The sequence below is a fragment of the Geodermatophilus sp. SYSU D00700 genome, assembly GCF_054050255.1.
In genome coordinates, this window is the sequence record NZ_JBJGZA010000006.1 from 91,056 (window position 1) to 107,123 (window position 16,068).

Genomic DNA, 16,068 nt, shown 5'->3' on the forward strand with positions numbered 1-16,068 from the left:
GCCGGGTGGGCCGCCTACGCTGGACCCGTGGTGTTCTCGAGGATCCTCCGTGCCGGTGAGGGAAAGCTCGTCCGTCGACTGGAGCGGATCGCCGACGCGATCGACCTGCTCGCCGACGACGTGGCCGACCTGACCGACGCCGAGCTGCGCGCCAAGACCGACGAGTTCAAGCAGCGTCTGGACGACGGCGAGACCCTCGACCAGCTGCTGCCGGAGGCCTTCGCCGTCGTCCGGGAGGCCGCCACCCGGACGCTGGGCCAGCGGCACTTCCGGGTGCAGCTCATGGGCGGCGCCGCGCTGCACCTGGGCAACATCGCCGAGATGCGCACCGGTGAGGGCAAGACCCTGACCGGCGTGCTGCCGGCCTACCTCAACGCGCTCACCGGCGAGGGCGTGCACGTGGTCACGGTCAACGACTACCTGGCCAAGCGCGACGCCGAGTGGATGGGCCGGGTACACCGCTTCCTCGGCCTGAGCGTGGGCACGATCCTGTCCGGCGAGAAGCCGGCGTACCGCCGCGAGCAGTACGCCTGCGACATCACCTACGGCACGAACAACGAGTTCGGCTTCGACTACCTGCGCGACAACATGGCCTGGTCCAAGGCCGACCTGGTGCAGCGCGGCCACCACTACGCGATCGTCGACGAGGTCGACTCGATCCTCATCGACGAGGCCCGTACCCCGCTGATCATCAGCGGCCCCGCCGAGTCGGCCGGCAAGTGGTACGTCGAGTTCGCGCGGATCGTCCCGCTGATGAAGCGCGACGTGCACTACGAGGTGGAGGAGGCCAAGCGCACGGTCGCCGTCACCGAGGAGGGCGTGGAGTTCGTCGAGGACCAGCTCGGCATCGACAACCTCTACGAGGCGGTCAACACCCCGCTCATCGGCTACCTGAACAACGCGCTGAAGGCCAAGGAGCTCTTCCACCGCGACCAGCAGTACATCGTCAGCAACGGCGAGGTGCTCATCGTCGACGAGTTCACCGGCCGCGTGCTGGCCGGCCGGCGCTACAACGAGGGCATGCACCAGGCCATCGAGGCCAAGGAGAAGGTGCAGATCAAGGACGAGAACCAGACGCTCGCCACGATCACCCTGCAGAACTACTTCCGCCTCTACGAGAAGCTCTCCGGGATGACCGGCACGGCCCAGACCGAGGCGGCCGAGCTCTCCCAGACCTACAAGCTCGGCGTCGTCCCGATCCCGACCAACCGGCCGATGGTCCGCGAGGACCGCTCCGACGTCATCTACAAGACCGAGTCGGCCAAGTTCGACGCGGTCATCGACGACATCGCCGAGCGCCACGAGGCCGGGCAGCCGGTGCTCGTGGGTACCGCCAGCGTCGAGAAGTCCGAGATCCTGTCGAAGCTGCTGCTGCGCCGCGGCATCCCGCACGAGGTCCTCAACGCGAAGAACCACGCGCGGGAGGCGGCGATCGTCGCCCAGGCCGGCCGGCTCGGCGCGGTCACCGTGGCCACCAACATGGCCGGCCGCGGCACCGACATCCAGCTCGGCGGCAACCCCGAGTTCATCGCCGACGAGGCGCTGCGGGCCCGCGGGCTCTCGCCGTCGGAGACCCCCGACGAGTACGAGGCCGCCTGGGACGAGGCGCTGACCGCCGCCAAGGACCAGGTGAAGGCCGAGCACGAGGAGGTCACAGAGGCCGGCGGCCTCTACGTGCTGGGCACCGAGCGGCACGAGAGCCGCCGCATCGACAACCAGCTGCGCGGCCGCTCGGGCCGGCAGGGCGACCCGGGGGAGTCGCGGTTCTACCTCTCCCTCGGCGACGACCTGATGCGCCGCTTTAACGGCCCGATGCTCGAGTCGATGATGACCACGCTGCGGGTCCCCGACGACCAGCCGATCGAGTCGAAGATGGTCACCCGGGCCATCCGCTCGGCGCAGACGCAGGTCGAGCAGCAGAACTTCGAGGTCCGCAAGGACGTCCTCAAGTACGACGAGGTCCTCAACCGGCAGCGCACCGTCATCTACGACGAGCGCCGCAAGGTCCTCGACGGCGAGGACCTGCACGAGCAGGTCCAGCACATGCTCGACGACGTCGTCGGCGCCTACGTCGACGGCGCGACCGAGACCGGCTACGCCGAGGACTGGGACCTCGAGCAGCTGTGGACCGGCCTGCGGTCGCTCTACCCGGTGGGCCTGCAGCTGGCGGAGCTGCTCGACCGGGTCGCCGACGGCGAGCAGTCCGCGCTGACGGCCGAGACGCTCAAGAGCGAGCTGCTCGACGACGTCCACCGCGCCTACGAGGAGCGCGAGGCGGCGCTGGGCTCGGAGGTCATGCGGGAGCTCGAGCGGCGGGTGCTGCTGAGCGTGCTCGACCGCAAGTGGCGCGAGCACCTCTACGAGATGGACTACCTGCGGGCCGGCATCCACCTGCGCGCGATGGCCAACCGCGACCCGGTCGTGGAGTACCAGCGCGAGGGCTACGACATGTTCTCCGCGATGCTCGACGGCATCAAGGAGGAGTCGGTCGGCTTCCTGTTCAACCTCGAGGTCAAGACCAAGGAGCAGCAGGAGGCCGAGGCGCGGGCCCAGCAGGCCGAGGCCGAGGCCCGGGCGCTGGCCGCCGCGCAGGAGGGCACCGCCCGCGTGCTCGCCCGGCAGCGAGCCGCGCAGGAGGCCGCCGCCCGGGAGGCCGCCGCCGCGCAGGCCGCTGCAGCCCCGGCTCCGGCCGAGGCCCCGGCTCCGGCCGAGGCCCCGGCTCCGACCGAGACTCCGGCTCCGGCCGACGGGGACGGCGCCGCGCCGGCCCCGGCCGCTCCGGTGTCGGTGTCGGTGTCCAAGCCGGCGGCCAAGCCCGCCGCCCGCCGCTCGACCGGTGCCCCGGCGGGCCGGCCGGGCGCACGCACCGGCGGCCGGCACGCGGCGCCCACGACGCCGGCCGCTCCGGCCGACGAGACGCCGTCGCCGTCGGGCACCGGCCCGCAGCTGGCGGTCAAGGGTCTCGACGAGCCTCGGCGGCAGGAGAACCTGAGCTACTCGGCACCCTCGCTCGACGCCTCCCCCAAGGAGAGCGGCCCGGCGAAGGCGGCCAAGACCGCGACGGTCACCGGCACCAAGGAGCCCGCCCGCAACGCGCCCTGCCCGTGCGGCTCGGGCAAGAAGTACAAGGTCTGCCACGGAGCAGCCGCCCGCTGACGCCCGCGCCTCACGGCGCCCCGTCGACCCGCGTGGTCGGCGGGGCGCCGTCGTCCGTCATCCGATCGACAGGGCGGTGCACCGCCAGCGCCCGTCGACGCCCTCGAGCCGCGCGGCGACCGCGTGCGCCCGGCCCGACCGGCGCGCCACCGCGCTGACCTCGGCCACGCCGTCGACCGGCTCGCAGACGTGCACCGGCCCCAGCAGCAGCGGCGCGGTGCCGCCGGTGCACCACGCCGGACGCCGTCCGGTGGCCAGCGCGCCGTGCACCCCGGGCGCGGTGAGCCGCTGGACCTGCGACAGCGGCCGTCGGCCGGCCAGCGCCTCCAGCACCGTGGTGAACAGCAGCCGGCCCGCCGCGCGCGGGTCGGGCAGGTCCGCCCGGACCGACCAGGCGGGGCCGAACAGGTCCGGCCGCCGGCCGCCGTCGGCGACCGGGCGCGGGCCGGGCCGGTGCGGCGGACGGGGCGGCGGAGTGCTGGGGTCGACCAGCGCGACGGCCGGCCCCTGCAGCGGCGGGTGCAGCGCGGGGACGATGGTGAGGCGGGGCGGGCGGCCGGTGCCGGACGGGGTCTGCGGCGCGGTGGTCTGCGGAGGGGCGGTCACGGGGGCTCCCGGGGTCGGGTCGGTGGCGGTCGGCTCGGGCCGGGGGAGCGGCCGTGGGAGGCGGTGCCGTGGTCAGGTCGGGGGGCGCAGGACCTGTCCGGGCAGCAGGAGGTCGGGGTCGTCGCCGATCACGGCGGCGTTGGCCCGCCACCAGCCGTGGACGGCGCCGGCCACCTCGGCGTCGGTCGGCTCCCGGCCGGTGCGGGCGCGGAGATCGGCCTCGGCGATCGACCACAGGCACTCGCCGCGGAGCACGACGTGGTCGCCGGGCGCCGGCGCCGGCCAGTCGGGGACGGCGGGCGCCGGCGCCGGCCCCGACGCGGCGGCGGGTGCTGACGAGGCCGGTGGCCAGTCCGGCAGGGTCGCGGCCTGCACGGCGGCCGCCGGGGCGACCGGTGGAGCGGACACCGTCGTCGTGCAGCCGGTGAGCGCGGGCGCTGCGACCAGGCCGACGCCGAGGGCCAGGGCGGCCGCGCGCCGGGCCGAGGCGGGCAGCAGGCGGCGGAGCACGGCCCCGGCGACCGCACCGGCCAGGCCCGGCAGCGCCGACAGCGCGGTGAGGACCAGGCCGAGGGCGCCCCACGCCCAGACCAGCCACGCGGCGGCGGCGACCGCGGCGAGCAGCAGGGTCTCGGGGCCGGCGGTGTCGGCAACCCGCTGCGGGTCGACCCCGACCGCGGTCAGCGCGGCGAGGTCGGGCGTGAGCAGCCGCAGGACGGCCGCCACCCCGGCCATCGCCGCCGTCGTGGCGACGAGTCGACTCCCTGACATGTGCCCTCCTCCACGCGGTTCGGAGCACTAAAGCAACCAAACGCGTACAAACGCAAGAGTTGTTGTGGATCTAGGCTCCGGGCATGCGCTGGCAGCAGCTGTTCGCCGACCTGCAGGCGGAGTTCGACGAGGCCTCCGCGGCCGAGGAGCGGGCCGAGCTGCCCTCCCGGTCACGGGCGGAGACGGCCGCGGTCCGGCTGGCGGAGCGGCTGGGTGGTGCGGTGGGCGAGCGGGTGTCCCTGCGCTGCCGGGGCGCCGGCGAGGTCGCCGGCCGGCTCGGTGAGGTGGGCCCGGACTGGGCGCTGCTCACCGACGACGCCGGCCGTGAGGTGCTGGTGGCCCTGCCGGCCGTCGTCGCGGTGTCCGGGCTGGTGCGCTCGACCGCGGCGGCCGGGCCGGTCTCCCCGGTGCGGGCGGCGCTGGACCTGCGCCGGGCGCTGCGCGGACTGGCGCGCGACCGCAGCGCGGTGGCCGTCGTCCTCGACGACGGCGGGGTGCTGACCGGGACGGTCGACCGGGTGGGGGCCGACTTCGTCGAGCTGGCCGAGCACGCACCCGACGAGTTCCGGCGGTCGGGCGTCGTGCGGTCGGTGCGGGCGGCGGTGCTGGGCGCGGTGGCGGTGGTGCGGACGCTGGCCCCCGGCGCCCCCTGAGGTCAGCCGCGCGAGCGACGTCCGCGGGCGGGCGCGGCCGTGGCCGGGGTGTCGGCCGGCGTGCCGGTCCCCGTGTCCGCCGGTGCCGCGGGGGCCTCCGGGGCGAGCTCGTCGGCGGTCGGGACGGCGCCGGCGCGGGCCTCGGCGTACTTCTGCTGGATGAACCGCTCGAGCTCGTCGGTCTCCACCCGCCACTGGCCGCGGCCGCCGATCTGGATGGCGATCAGCTCACGGCGGCGTACGAGCGCGTAGGCCTGCGACCACGAGACGTTGAGGATCTCGGCGACGTCGTCGAGGGTCAGGAAGCGCGGTGTGGGCATGGCTCTCCGTCCGGTCGCCCGCCAGTCTGTCAGGAACGCGCTCACCCGCGGGCATCTCGTCCACACCCGAACGTGTGGACAGTCCGTGCACGCAACCGCTCCCGTACCGCATCATCTGCGTCCGACCGCGCTGATCGCCGGTCAGGTCCGTGCCCACCGCGCGGTGGGCGGCCGGGGCGTCCCGGACAGCAGAGGAGGAGGGTCCGGTGAGCGCTGCCACGCGCACGGCGCCGGTGGCGGGGGAGGCGGCGGCCGGGCCGGTGCCGCGGCGGGTGCGCCCGCCGCGCTGGCTGGACCTGCGGCTGGTCCTCGGGGTGCTGCTGGTGCTCGGCTCGGTGCTGCTCGGCGCCCGCGTCGTGAGCGCCGCCGATGCCACCGTGCCCGTGTGGTCGGTGGCCGGCGACCTGGCCGCGGGCACCGAGTTGGCGGCCACCGACCTCGTCGCGGTCGAGGTGCGGCTGGGCGACGCCGCGGGGGCCTACCTGTCCACCGGCACCGACCCCGCCGGGCGCACCCTCGCCCGCGCGGTGCGCGCCGGGGAGCTCCTGCCGCGCAGCGCCCTCGAGGAGCCGCAGGACCTGGTTCAGGTCGCCCTGCCGGTGCAGGCCGGCTACGTACCGCCCGGACTCGCGCGCGGGCAGGTCGTCGACGTCTACGGCGTGACCGACCCCGCCGGTACCGCGACCGGCGAGGGCGTGACGCTCGTGGTCGCGGCCGCGCCGGTGCAGGCCGTCAGCGGCCGCGCGGAGGGCGTGCTGTCGACGGCGGCGACGACCGTCCAGGTGGTCATCGGCGTCCCTGCCGCGGAGGCCGCCGCCGTGCTCGGGTCGATCGGCGGCCGGCCGCTCGTGGTGGTCGTGCACGGCTCGGTGGACGACGCCGCGGCGTCGACGGGGGCACCGGAGGGCACCGCGCGCCCGGCCCGTCCCTCGGCCTCGGCCCCACCGAGCACCCCGTCGAGTACCCCGCCCGCCTCCTCGCCGTCCGCCACGCCGCCCGCCTCCTCGGCGCCGGTCTCCTCCGTGCCGGCCTCGTCACCGCCGCCCGCCCCGCTGCCGGTCGCGCCGTCCCTGGACCAGGCGACGGCTCCCGTGCCCCCCGCCGCCGCTCCGCCGGCCACACCCGCCGGGTCGGCGCCCTGATGGCGCTGCAGGTCGTCACCGCGGTCACCGGCGCCGCGTGGGAGGCCGCGCTGGTCGGCGCTCTGGACCGGGCCGACCACGGGGTGACCGTGGTCCGGCGGTGCGTCGACGCCTCCGACCTGCTCGCCACGGCCGCCACCGGCACCGCCCAGGCCGCGCTGCTGTCGGCGGACCTGCACCGCCTCGACGTCGACGCGGTCGCCCGTCTCGGCGCGGCCGGGGTCGCCGTCGTCGGGCTGGCCGACCCCGCCGACGGCCGTGCCGCCGAGCGGCTGCGGGCGCTGGGGGTGGCCACCGTGCTGCCCGCGGACGCGCCGCCGGAGGACGTCGTCCGCGCGCTGCGCGAGGCCGTGACCGGCCCGGTGGCGACCGGACACGACGTGGCCGACCCCCGCACGGCGCTGCCCGCTCCCGGCCGGACCGCCCCCGAGCTCGCGCCGCGGCGTCCCTCCCGGGGCCGGGTGGTGGCGGTGTGGGGCCCGACCGGGGCGCCGGGCCGGACGACGGTCGCGGTCGGTCTCGCCGACGAGGCGGCGCGCCTGGGTGTGCCGACGCTGCTGGTCGACGCCGACGTGTACGGCGGGGTCGTCGCGCAGGTCCTCGGACTGCTCGACGAGTCGCCCGGGCTGGCCGGTGCCGCGCGCCAGGCCGCCGCGGGGACGCTGGACGAGGCCGCCCTGCGCCGGCTGGCCTGGTCGGTCCGTCCGCAGCTGTCGGTGCTCACCGGGCTGGCCCGGGCCGACCGGTGGCCCGAGCTGCGTCCCCACGCGGTCGCGGCGGTGCTCGACGAGGCCCGCCGGACGGCCGACCTGACCGTCGTCGACTGCGCGTTCAACCTCGAGGAGGACGAGGAGCTGTCCTTCGACACCGCGGCGCCGCGGCGCAACGGGGCCACCGTCACCGTGCTGGAGTCCGCCGACGACGTCCTCTGCGTGAGCGGCGCCGACCCGGTCGCCCTGCAGCGCACCATCCGGGCGCTGGGCCAGCTCCGCGACCTGCTGCCGGACGTCGAACCGGTCGTGGTGGTCAACCAGCTGCGCCGCGGTCCTGTGCCCGGCGACCCCCGCGAGGAGATCGGCGACGCGCTCGAGCGCTTCGCCGGCCGCGGCGTGCGGAGGTTCCTGCCGACCGACCGGGCCGCAACCGACGCGGCGCTCGCCTCCGGGCGGACCCTGGCCGAGGTGGCACCCGGGTCCCCGCTGCGGGCCGGACTGCGCACGCTGGCCGCCGACCTCGCGCGGGTGCCCGAGCCGGCACGGGGACGCCGGGGTCTGCGCCGGCGCGCCGGCTGAGCCGCCGGCCCGCCGCGGCTCCCCCGGGAGGGCGGTCCGTGCCGGTCCGGCTGGGGAGGACGCCCTCGTCGCCGTAGCGTGGACCCCCGAGCCGGAGGAGGACGATGGCCGAGCGGCTGAGCACCCTGGATGCGTCGTACCTCTACCTCGAGGAGCCCGGCGCCCCCCTGCACGTCGCAGGCGTGCTCGTCCTCGAACCGGTCGAGGGCGGGCTCGACGCCCTCGCCGACCTGGTCGAGGCGCGGCTGCCGCTGGTGCCCAGGTACCGGCAGCGGGTCGTCCCGGTGCCCGGGCACCTGGCCAACCCGGTCTGGGCCGACGACCCGGACTTCGACGTCGCCTACCACGTGCGGCGGTCGGCGGTGCCGAGGCCGGGCACCCGGGCGCAGCTGCTCGACCTGGTGTCCCGGGTGACCTCGCGCCCGCTGGACCACGCCCGCCCGCTGTGGGAGGTCTACCTCGTCGAGGGCCTGGCCGAGGGGCGGGACGCCGTGGTGACCAAGACCCACCCCGCGCTCGTCGACGGGCTCGGCGCGGTGGACATCGCCCAGGTGCTGCTCGACACGACCCCGGACGCGGCACTGCCCGCTGTCGACGACTGGGTGCCCCGCCGCGTCCCCGGCCGCGTCGAGCTGGTCCGGGACGCGCTCGCCGAGTACGTCCAGCGGCCCACCACGGCGCTCGAGAACGCATGGTCGGCGATGGGCGACCTGCGGGCGACGGCGGCCCGCGTCCGCAGCGTGGCCGGCGGGCTGGTCCGCGCCGCCGGGTCGGCCGTCGTCCCGGCAACGCACGGGCCGCTCGCCCGGACGCTGGGCACCCAGCGGCGGGTGGCGGTCGCGCGCGCCGACCTCGAGGACCTCAAGGCGATCCGCAAGGCGCACGGCGGAACGGTGAACGACGTCCTGCTCACCATCCTCACCGGCGCCCTGCGCGACTGGCTGCTCTCGCGCGGGGAGCCGGTGCTCGCCTCGACCGCCGTGCGCGCGCTCGTGCCCGTCTCCCTGCAGGACGAGGAGGGCGGCGCCGCGGGCGGCGGCGTGTCGGCCCACCTCGTCGACCTGCCCGTCGGCGAGCCCAACCCCTGGGTGCGCCTGGCGCAACTGGGCTACGCCATGCGCGGGGTCACCGACTCGGGACGGTCGGTGCGGGCCGACGCCCTCGTCGCCCTCACCGGGTTCGCCCCGCCCACGCTGCACGCGCTCGGTGCCCGCGCGGCCCGCGGGCTGTCGCGGCGGGTGTTCAACCTGGTCGTGACCAACGTCCCGGGACCGCAGCTGCCGCTCTACGCCGCGGGCAGCCGGATGCTCGAGGTCTTCCCGGTGGTGCCGCTCCTCGGCGGTCAGGCGCTGGCGGTGGGGATGACCAGCTACGACGGGCGGGTCTACGTCGGGCTCAACGCCGACCTCGACGGCGCCGGCGACGTCGACGTGCTCGCCGACCTGGTCGAGCAGGAGGTCGCGGCGCTGACCGAGTCGGTGCGCTGACCGGCTCGGCGCGGTGCGCCCGCGGGCGCGGGATACCGTCGCCATCCCCGACAGGAGAGGAGCGGCCGGGTGCGGATCTACCTGCCGGCGACGACCAGCGTCCTGCGGCGACTGGTCGACGAGGGCCGGGTCGGCGGACCGCACACGGCCTTCGCCGTGACCCCGGGGCTGCGGGACCACTACGCGCTCAGCGACGCCGCGGCCGACGTCGAGGAGCTCGAGTACGCGGCCCTGCTCGCCGCCGCCCGGGCCAGCCTGCGGCTGCTCGACGTCGACCCCACGGCCGCCCGCCGCCGCGTGGTCCTGGCCGCTGACGTCCCCGACGCCGCCGTCACGCCGGCCGACGACGTCGACACCGACCCCGGCGCGGTCCGGGTGACCGCCGACGTGCCGCTCGCCGACGTGGCCAGCGCGCACGTCGACGGCGCCGCCGCCGAGACCGACGTGCAGGCGGCGGTGGCGGTCGTGCTGGAGGCCGACCTGGGCAGCGACGAGGCCCAGTTCGTGGTCGACCAGGCCGAGGGGCACGAACTCGCCTGGTACGCGACGCAGGAGATCGGCGCGGTCCTCGACCTGCTCTGAGGACGCCGTCACGGCCGGCGGGGGTGCCGGGCGACCTGCACCCGACGGGCCGCGCCCGCGGTGACCAGCCAGCCGGAGCCGGGACGCACCGGCACCGGTGTGCGGGGCAGCCGGATGCCGAGCAGGTCGGCGTCCCCGGGGCCCGGGCAGAGCAGCAGGCCGCTGCGGCCGCGGCGGAGGTCGGCGACGGGTCCGCGGAAGGCCCCGGCGAGCTCTCCGGGGGTGCCGGCGGCGAGGACCACGACGTCGTGCCCGGCCAGGTCCGCCGCCGACGTCAGCGCCAGGACCGGCGCGTCCGCGAGCGTGGCCGCGTCGTCGAGCACCAGGACGCCCGGACGCCCGGTGAGGTCCGCCAGCCAGGCCCGCCAGCCGGCGACGTCGTCGGCGGGGATCGGCACCGCGCCGGAGGAGTCCGGGCCGGCCGCGCGGGGGCCCCGCACCAGCCACGCAGCCCGGACGCCCGCACCGGTCAGCGTCGTGGTCAGCGCCCGCAGCGTGGCCGTCCGTCCGCTGCCTGGGGGACCGACGACCACCAGCCCACCGCCGCGGCGCAGGTCGACGCGCAGCAGCCGCCCCTCGTCGCCGCCCGGCCCGAGCGGCACTGCCGAGGGTGTGGTCCCGGCCGATGCGCTGACCGGCAGCTCGGGATCGGCCGGCAGCTCCGGGATGCGCAGTGCGCTCGACGGGCCCGGCTCGTCCGCGTGTGGCGCCGGCAGCGGCCGGGGCAGTGCCACCTGGCACTCGAGCGCGTCCTCCCCGAGCAGCGCCCGCCCGGGCGGCCGGGACCCGGGCACCGACCGGACCGGCACACCGGCCACGGCGTAGTCGGCGCGGTCGGGCAGCGGCAGGACCAGCCGGGTGCCCGCGGCCGCGGCCAGCCGGCTGCCGGGGACGGCGCGGTCGGCGGTCATGACGCAGGTCAGGCCCGCCGAGGCACCGTCGCGCACCAGCCGGAGGAACTCCGCCGAGCCCTGTCCGGGGACGGCGTCGTCCAGCTGGGTCATCAACGACTCCACGCCGTCGACCAGCAGCAGCACGGCGGGGTCCGCGGGGTGTGCTCCGGTGCCCTCTGCTCCGACCCCGGGCGGCGCGGCGCGGCGGGCGGCGACGTCCTCGGTCAGCCGGGCCACCAGCCGGACGCTGCGCAGGGCGTCGGCGCCGCCGACCACGGTGCCGGTGTGCGGCAGCCGCGCGGCCGCGGCGCCCAGCGCGCCCCCGGCGTGGTCGAGGACGTGGACGTGCAGCCGGTCGGGTGGCAGGCGGTCGACCGCCTCGGCCAGCACCGTCCGCAGCAGGGTGGTGCGGCCGCTCCCGGGGCCGCCGACGGCCAGCCAGCCCCCGCCCCGGGACAGGTCGAGCACGAGCGGCTCCCATGACTGCCGGTCGGGCCGGTCGACCAGGCCGACGGGCAGCTGCGCCGGGGCGCTCCCGGACGGGACCGGCAGGTCGGCGGCGGTGACCCGGCCCGGCAGCGCGGGTTGCCAGGGACGGTGCGGCGCGCGCACGCCCGCGCGGTCGGTCGCGCGGGCGGTGGCCTCGGCGATGCGCGCCAGGTCCGACGGGCCCCCGACGGCTGCGTCGTCCGCGGGCGGCGGGGACGGTGGCCAGGTCCAGCGCCGGACCGTGGGCCCGGCCGGCGCCGACGGGCCCACCGCCACCCGCGCGGTCTGGAAGGGCACCGGCGGGGCGGAGCCCACGCGCAGCAGGCCGCCGCCGGGCCGGTCGGCCGGGATCCGGGCCGCCTCCGGGCTGCCCAGCACGTCGCGCGAGTCGGCCTCGTCGATCGTGCGCAGGCACAGCCGCAGCGAGCAGTTGGCCCGGATCTCGGGCGAGACGACCCCGCCGGGACGCTGGGTCGCCAGCACCAGGTGCACGCCCAGCGACCGGCCGCGCTGGGCGATCCCGACCAGTCCGCCGACGAACTCCGGCAGCTCCTCGGCCAGGCCTGCGAACTCGTCGACGACGATGACCAGCCGCGCGAGGTCCACCTCGTCGGGCAGCGCGCCGACGTCGGCGACGCCGGCCGCGGCCAGCAGCGCCTCCCGCCGGGTCAGCTCCGCGGTGAGCGAGCGCAGCGCACGCCCGGTGGCCGCGGCGTCGAGGTCGGTGACCAGGCCCACGGTGTGCGGCAGCGTCGCGGCCTCCGCGAAGGCGGCTCCGCCCTTGTAGTCGACCAGCAGGAACGAGCAGCGGTCCGGCGGGTGTCCCAGCGCGAGCCCGGCGACCAGGGTCTGCAGCAGCTCCGACTTGCCCGAGCCCGTGGTGCCGGCCACCAGGGCGTGCGGCCCGTCGCGGCACAGGTCGACCGTGACCACCCCGTTCCCGCTCAGCCCCAGGGGGACGGTGAGCGACGTCCGCGCCCGCGTCCAGGCCACCGCCGGCCCCTCGGTGTCCCCGGCCGGCCCGCCGGAGGTCAGCTCCAGCAGGCGGACCGCCCGGGACAGGGCCGAGGCGGTGCGCCCCGGGGACAGGGCGGCGAGGTCGCGGGTCCACCGGGCGGCGACCGGCCGCGGCAGCCGGTCGACGACGAGCTCGGTCCGCGGCGTGCCGTCGCCGCGGTCGAGCAGGCCGGTGTCCCCGGTCTCCCCGCCGACCTGCAGCAGGACTCCGCCGGGCACCGGCAGGTCGTCCGCCCGCGAGCCGAGGGACAGCAGCACGGCACCGGAGTCGCGGCATCGGCACAGGACGTCCCGCAGGTCCGCGCCGGCCGGCCGGTCGACCACCAGCAGCAGCCGACCGGGGACAGGCGGCGCGCCGGGACGGCGGGCCGCCTCCTGCCTGCCGGCCACGTCCCCGAGCCGGCGCAGCAGTGCCGCCTCGTCCTCGTGGGCCCCTCCTCCGGCCGGGCGCACGTGGACCGCCTCGGGGACCAGGTGCGGTAGCCACCGCGCCCAGCTCCAGTCGGCGGCACGTGCGGCCGTCGTCAGGACCGCGACGTCGACGCCGCCGGGTGGGAGCAGGGTGCCCACCTGGGCGAGCACCCCGGCCACCACGCCCAGCGCCGGCGCCCGCGGGCCCGTGACGCCCAGGTGCCCAGCGCGGCGCAGGTCGACGGTGACCGGCAGGTCGGCGGCGGTCTCGACCTGCCGCCGGCCGTCCTCGACCCGGATGACGCGCGTCGGCCCCCACCCCGTACCCAGGCGCACCACCAGCGCGTCGTCGTCGCCGGGACCGCGCGACCACAGCACCGCGGTGCGCCGGCGCGCCGCGGTGGCCAGCGCGGCGAGGTCGGGGCAGGCGCGGTGGGCCGCCCGGACGTCGGCGCGCACCGCCTCGGCCAGCCGGGCACGGGCGGCGCGGAGCTGCTCGGCGTGGACGGCCGCCGCGCGACGGCCGGAGCGGCGCCCCGCCCACCGGTCCGACGCCCAGGTGCCGACCGCGACCAGCGGTGAGAGCAGCGCGAAGAACAGGAACGTCGGGGTGGACAGCAGCCAGGCGAGGGACACCCCGGCGACCGCCGGCAGGAGCACCGCGATCCAGGCCAGGCGGCGGCGGGCCGGCTCGTCGGGAGCGGCCGGCACGACGAGCTCCACCTCGGATCGCTCGACCGGCGGCGCGGCGCCCGGGTGCACGAGCCACCGCCCGCCCGGTCCCGGGCGCAGCCCCGCCGGGACGTCCCGGGGGCCCGCGACCGCCAGGGCGCTGGCGCCCAGGCGCAGCACGGCGCCCGGCGGCCAGGCCACCGGGTCGCCGGTCACCTCCTCGCCGTCGAGCCGGGTGCCGTTGGTCGAGCCGAGGTCGGCGACCGTGGTCCCGCCGGCGCCGACGTCGAGCCGGGCGTGCCGGCGCGAGACACCGGGGTCGGGGAGGGACAGCGTGGCGCCGGCGCCGCGGCCCAGCACGTGCCGCCCGCTGGCCAGCCCGGCCGTGGTCCCGGCCGCGGGACCGCCGACCACGTGCAGCTCCAGCGGGCTCGACGCCGGCCGGCCGGTGCGGGGCGCGGGGCGGCCGACGCCGAGGACCGCGCCGTGCGCGAGGAGGGGAGAGGTCAGCGGCAGGTCCGCGGACAGCGCGGTGCTGCCCGACCACACGGGCGCCGGCGGGACGCCGAGGGCGGCGGTGAGGGCCGGCAGCACGGCGCCGAGCGGATCGCCGTCGGCGGCGCGGACCTCGACGTCCACGGCGCCCTCGGGACCGACCACGGTCCAGCAGCGCGGCGGGACGTCGGGAGGCGGGGCAGCGGGCACCCGCCGACCGTCGCCGGCCGCTGCCGGTCGCGCGGCCGGCGCCCGGGGGCTGTGGACGCGCCCCCTGCCTGTGGACGGTGCGGAGACCGTCGTCCGGGCCCGGCCCTAGCGTCCGCAGCCGATCCCGGGAGGTGCCCGGGACGGACGGGAGGACCTCGTGAAGGTCGACATCGCCACGCTGCAGTCGATGGCCGGGCAGTGCCAGGCCGAGGCGGCCGAGACGGCGGCCCGGCAGGCCACCCTGTCGAGCAGCGTCACCGGCTCGGTGCTCGACGGGTGGACCGACAGCCAGGCGGCCGTGCAGTTCAGCGCCCTCTACGAGCAGTGGCGGGTCTCCGCGCAGTCGGTCAGCGACGCGCTCACCGGGATGGGCGGGCTGCTCACCGCGGTCGCCGCCTCCTACCAGCAGCACGAGGCCGAGGTGGCCGCCCGGATCGGCGCGCTGGTCTGAGGCTCAGCCCGGTGGGGCAGGGGCGGCCGCGGCCGGTACCCGTCGCCGCCCGCCCCGCCGGCGCACCTCGGCGACCAGGTCGGGGAAGCGCTCCCACGGCAGGATCGACAGGATCGCGACGCAGTGCGGCAGGAAGATGATCCGCAGCCCGCCGAAGACCATCAGGTGGAAGCCGAGCAGGAAGACCACCAGCGCCACCCGCGCCCGATCGGACCGGACGAGCAGCATGAGCGGTGCCGCGAACTCGAGCAGCAGCATCGCCCACTGCACGGTGGTGAGCAGGCCGGGCACGTCGAGCGTCCACTCCGAGAGGGCCGTGCCCCGGCGGATCACGGCGCGGGTGATCGTCGAGCCGGTCGCCCAGTCCCAGCCGCCGAAGCGCACCTTCGCCCAGGCGGCCAGGAAGTAGGTGAGCACCACGGTCACGAACACCGCAGCCATCGCCCAGCCCGCAGCCTCCGACGACCGGCGGTCCCGCCACCGTGCCACGCCGATCGTGGGCAGCACGGCCAGGGCGACGAGGTAGGCGATGCGGTCGTGGTCGACCTTGCCGTAGCTCATCGCGATGACCATCCACTCCAAGTAGAGGAGGAACACCGCGGAACCGAGCAGACGGGGTGCGCGACCGGTGGCGGCGGCCAGGGCGGTGGCCACCAGGGCCCACTGGACGACGTGCACGACGGTCGGGGTCGGCGTGGGCAGGTGCAGCAGCTGCCCGATGACCAGGGGCTGGTAGTAGGCGGTCGGGACGTCGGCGTGCGCGCTCACCCACGCGGTCGTGAGGAAGACGTCGACCGGCACGAACAGGTAGGCGATGGTGCGGAACACCGCGATCCGGGCCAGCGGCACCGGCCGGGTCCAGAACCCGCGCAGAGCACTGAGGACCCGGCGGCCGCCGGGCGCCGCCGGGGTTGCGGTGGGCAGGGTGGCGCTCACGGGCCGACCTCCAGCTCCTGCTCGACGAGGACGCGGTCGGTCCACGCGCCGGTGGCCGCGCCGTCGACGAGCTCGAAGTGCCGCTGCACCACCTGCACCTCGACGAGCTCCGGCCCGCCGGGGTGGTTCTCGGCGTAGGTGTCGGCCAGCAGGACCAGCAGCGAGGGGTCGTCGACCAGGCGCGGCAGCTGGCCCTCGAACTCGGCGCGGCGCAGCCCGACCTCACCGCCGGACAGCCGCACCTCCCGGCCGTCGCCGGTCAGGCCGACGACGCGGGTCGAGATCACAGGAGCGTCGGTGTCGGCGCGCGTCGAGTACATCTTGAACGGGCCGAACGGGAAGTGGGCGTCGGTGCCCCACAGCGTCCCGGTCAGCAGCAGGGCCAGGACCACGGCGGAAGCGGCCAGGCGGATGCGGCGCCCGGCGGGGGACAACACGACGACGTCGCCCTCCGCGGGGTCGCCGGAGCGGAGCGGGCGGACCAC

Annotated in this window: 13 protein-coding genes; 7 read left to right on the forward strand and 6 right to left on the reverse strand. The window is 77.3% G+C overall.

The window, feature by feature from the left end; all coding sequences use genetic code 11:
• Positions 1 to 27 precede the first annotated feature (27 nt).
• Positions 28 to 3,156, forward strand: a complete 3,129-nt coding sequence (secA, locus tag ACI79V_RS07050) for a preprotein translocase subunit SecA (protein WP_456887824.1) — start codon at positions 28 to 30, stop codon at positions 3,154 to 3,156.
• 57 nt (positions 3,157 to 3,213) lie between these two features.
• On the opposite strand, the gene ACI79V_RS07055 is transcribed toward secA, so the two are convergent.
• Together ACI79V_RS07055 and ACI79V_RS07060 are read right to left on the reverse strand one after the other, a co-directional pair.
• Entirely contained in the window at positions 3,214 to 3,762 is a 549-nt protein-coding gene (locus ACI79V_RS07055) for an Rv3235 family protein (RefSeq protein WP_456887826.1), read from the reverse strand.
• 72 nt (positions 3,763 to 3,834) lie between these two features.
• The gene (locus ACI79V_RS07060) at positions 3,835 to 4,533 is read right to left on the reverse strand and encodes a hypothetical protein (RefSeq protein WP_456887828.1); all 699 of its coding nucleotides are present in this window, start codon (positions 4,531 to 4,533) and stop codon (positions 3,835 to 3,837) included.
• 83 nt (positions 4,534 to 4,616) lie between these two features.
• Between ACI79V_RS07060 and ACI79V_RS07065 the strand changes: the two genes are divergently transcribed.
• Positions 4,617 to 5,186 carry a hypothetical protein gene (locus ACI79V_RS07065; RefSeq protein ID WP_456887830.1) on the forward strand — a complete coding sequence of 190 codons (570 nt, stop codon included), beginning with the start codon at positions 4,617 to 4,619 and terminating at the stop codon, positions 5,184 to 5,186.
• 2 nt (positions 5,187 to 5,188) lie between these two features.
• Here the strand turns inward: ACI79V_RS07065 and ACI79V_RS07070 are convergent, their stop codons facing one another.
• A complete protein-coding gene (locus ACI79V_RS07070; RefSeq protein ID WP_456887832.1) occupies positions 5,189 to 5,506 on the reverse strand; it encodes a helix-turn-helix domain-containing protein in 318 nt (105 codons plus the stop codon).
• A gap of 206 nt (positions 5,507 to 5,712) precedes the next feature.
• On the opposite strand from ACI79V_RS07070, the gene ACI79V_RS07075 reads away from it, so the two are divergent.
• From ACI79V_RS07075 to ACI79V_RS07090, 4 genes are all read left to right on the forward strand, one after another.
• A complete protein-coding gene (locus ACI79V_RS07075; RefSeq protein WP_456887834.1) occupies positions 5,713 to 6,648 on the forward strand; it encodes an SAF domain-containing protein in 936 nt (311 codons plus the stop codon).
• A complete protein-coding gene (locus ACI79V_RS07080; protein ID WP_456887836.1) occupies positions 6,648 to 7,940 on the forward strand; it encodes an AAA family ATPase in 1,293 nt (430 codons plus the stop codon). The genes ACI79V_RS07075 and ACI79V_RS07080 overlap by 1 nt, the downstream gene beginning before the upstream one ends.
• Before the next feature lie 104 nt (positions 7,941 to 8,044).
• On the forward strand, positions 8,045 to 9,427 hold the full coding sequence (locus ACI79V_RS07085; RefSeq protein WP_456887838.1) for a WS/DGAT/MGAT family O-acyltransferase: 1,383 nt from the start codon (positions 8,045 to 8,047) through the stop codon (positions 9,425 to 9,427).
• Positions 9,428 to 9,496: 69 nt separating this feature from the next.
• On the forward strand, positions 9,497 to 10,009 hold the full coding sequence (locus ACI79V_RS07090) for a DUF6912 family protein (protein WP_456887840.1): 513 nt from the start codon (positions 9,497 to 9,499) through the stop codon (positions 10,007 to 10,009).
• A gap of 8 nt (positions 10,010 to 10,017) precedes the next feature.
• Here ACI79V_RS07090 and ACI79V_RS07095 read toward each other — a convergent pair whose 3' ends face one another.
• Positions 10,018 to 14,196 (reverse strand): FtsK/SpoIIIE domain-containing protein, encoded by a 4,179-nt coding sequence (locus ACI79V_RS07095; RefSeq protein ID WP_456887842.1) that lies wholly within the window; start codon positions 14,194 to 14,196, stop codon positions 10,018 to 10,020.
• A gap of 157 nt (positions 14,197 to 14,353) precedes the next feature.
• Here ACI79V_RS07095 and ACI79V_RS07100 point away from each other — a divergent pair, with 157 nt between their 5' ends.
• A complete protein-coding gene (locus ACI79V_RS07100; protein ID WP_456874409.1) occupies positions 14,354 to 14,647 on the forward strand; it encodes a WXG100 family type VII secretion target in 294 nt (97 codons plus the stop codon).
• A gap of 3 nt (positions 14,648 to 14,650) precedes the next feature.
• Here ACI79V_RS07100 and ACI79V_RS07105 read toward each other — a convergent pair whose 3' ends face one another.
• Positions 14,651 to 15,583 carry an MFS transporter permease gene (locus ACI79V_RS07105; RefSeq protein WP_456887843.1) on the reverse strand — a complete coding sequence of 311 codons (933 nt, stop codon included), beginning with the start codon at positions 15,581 to 15,583 and terminating at the stop codon, positions 14,651 to 14,653.
• Positions 15,580 to 16,068 (reverse strand): hypothetical protein, encoded by a 489-nt coding sequence (locus tag ACI79V_RS07110; protein ID WP_456887844.1) that lies wholly within the window; start codon positions 16,066 to 16,068, stop codon positions 15,580 to 15,582. Before ACI79V_RS07110 ends, ACI79V_RS07105 begins: the two co-directional genes overlap by 4 nt.

What these genes read in the sequence shown, in the direction of transcription:
- ACI79V_RS07060 (WP_456887828.1), bottom strand. Translation starts at nt 4,533, where the DNA reads ATGTCAGGGAGTCGACTCGTCGCCACGACGGCGGCGATGGCCGGGGTG.
- ACI79V_RS07065 (WP_456887830.1), top strand. Translation starts at nt 4,617, where the DNA reads ATGCGCTGGCAGCAGCTGTTCGCCGACCTGCAGGCGGAGTTCGACGAG.
- ACI79V_RS07070 (WP_456887832.1), bottom strand. Translation starts at nt 5,506, where the DNA reads ATGCCCACACCGCGCTTCCTGACCCTCGACGACGTCGCCGAGATCCTC.
- ACI79V_RS07080 (WP_456887836.1), top strand. Translation starts at nt 6,648, where the DNA reads ATGGCGCTGCAGGTCGTCACCGCGGTCACCGGCGCCGCGTGGGAGGCC.
- ACI79V_RS07085 (WP_456887838.1), top strand. Translation starts at nt 8,045, where the DNA reads ATGGCCGAGCGGCTGAGCACCCTGGATGCGTCGTACCTCTACCTCGAG.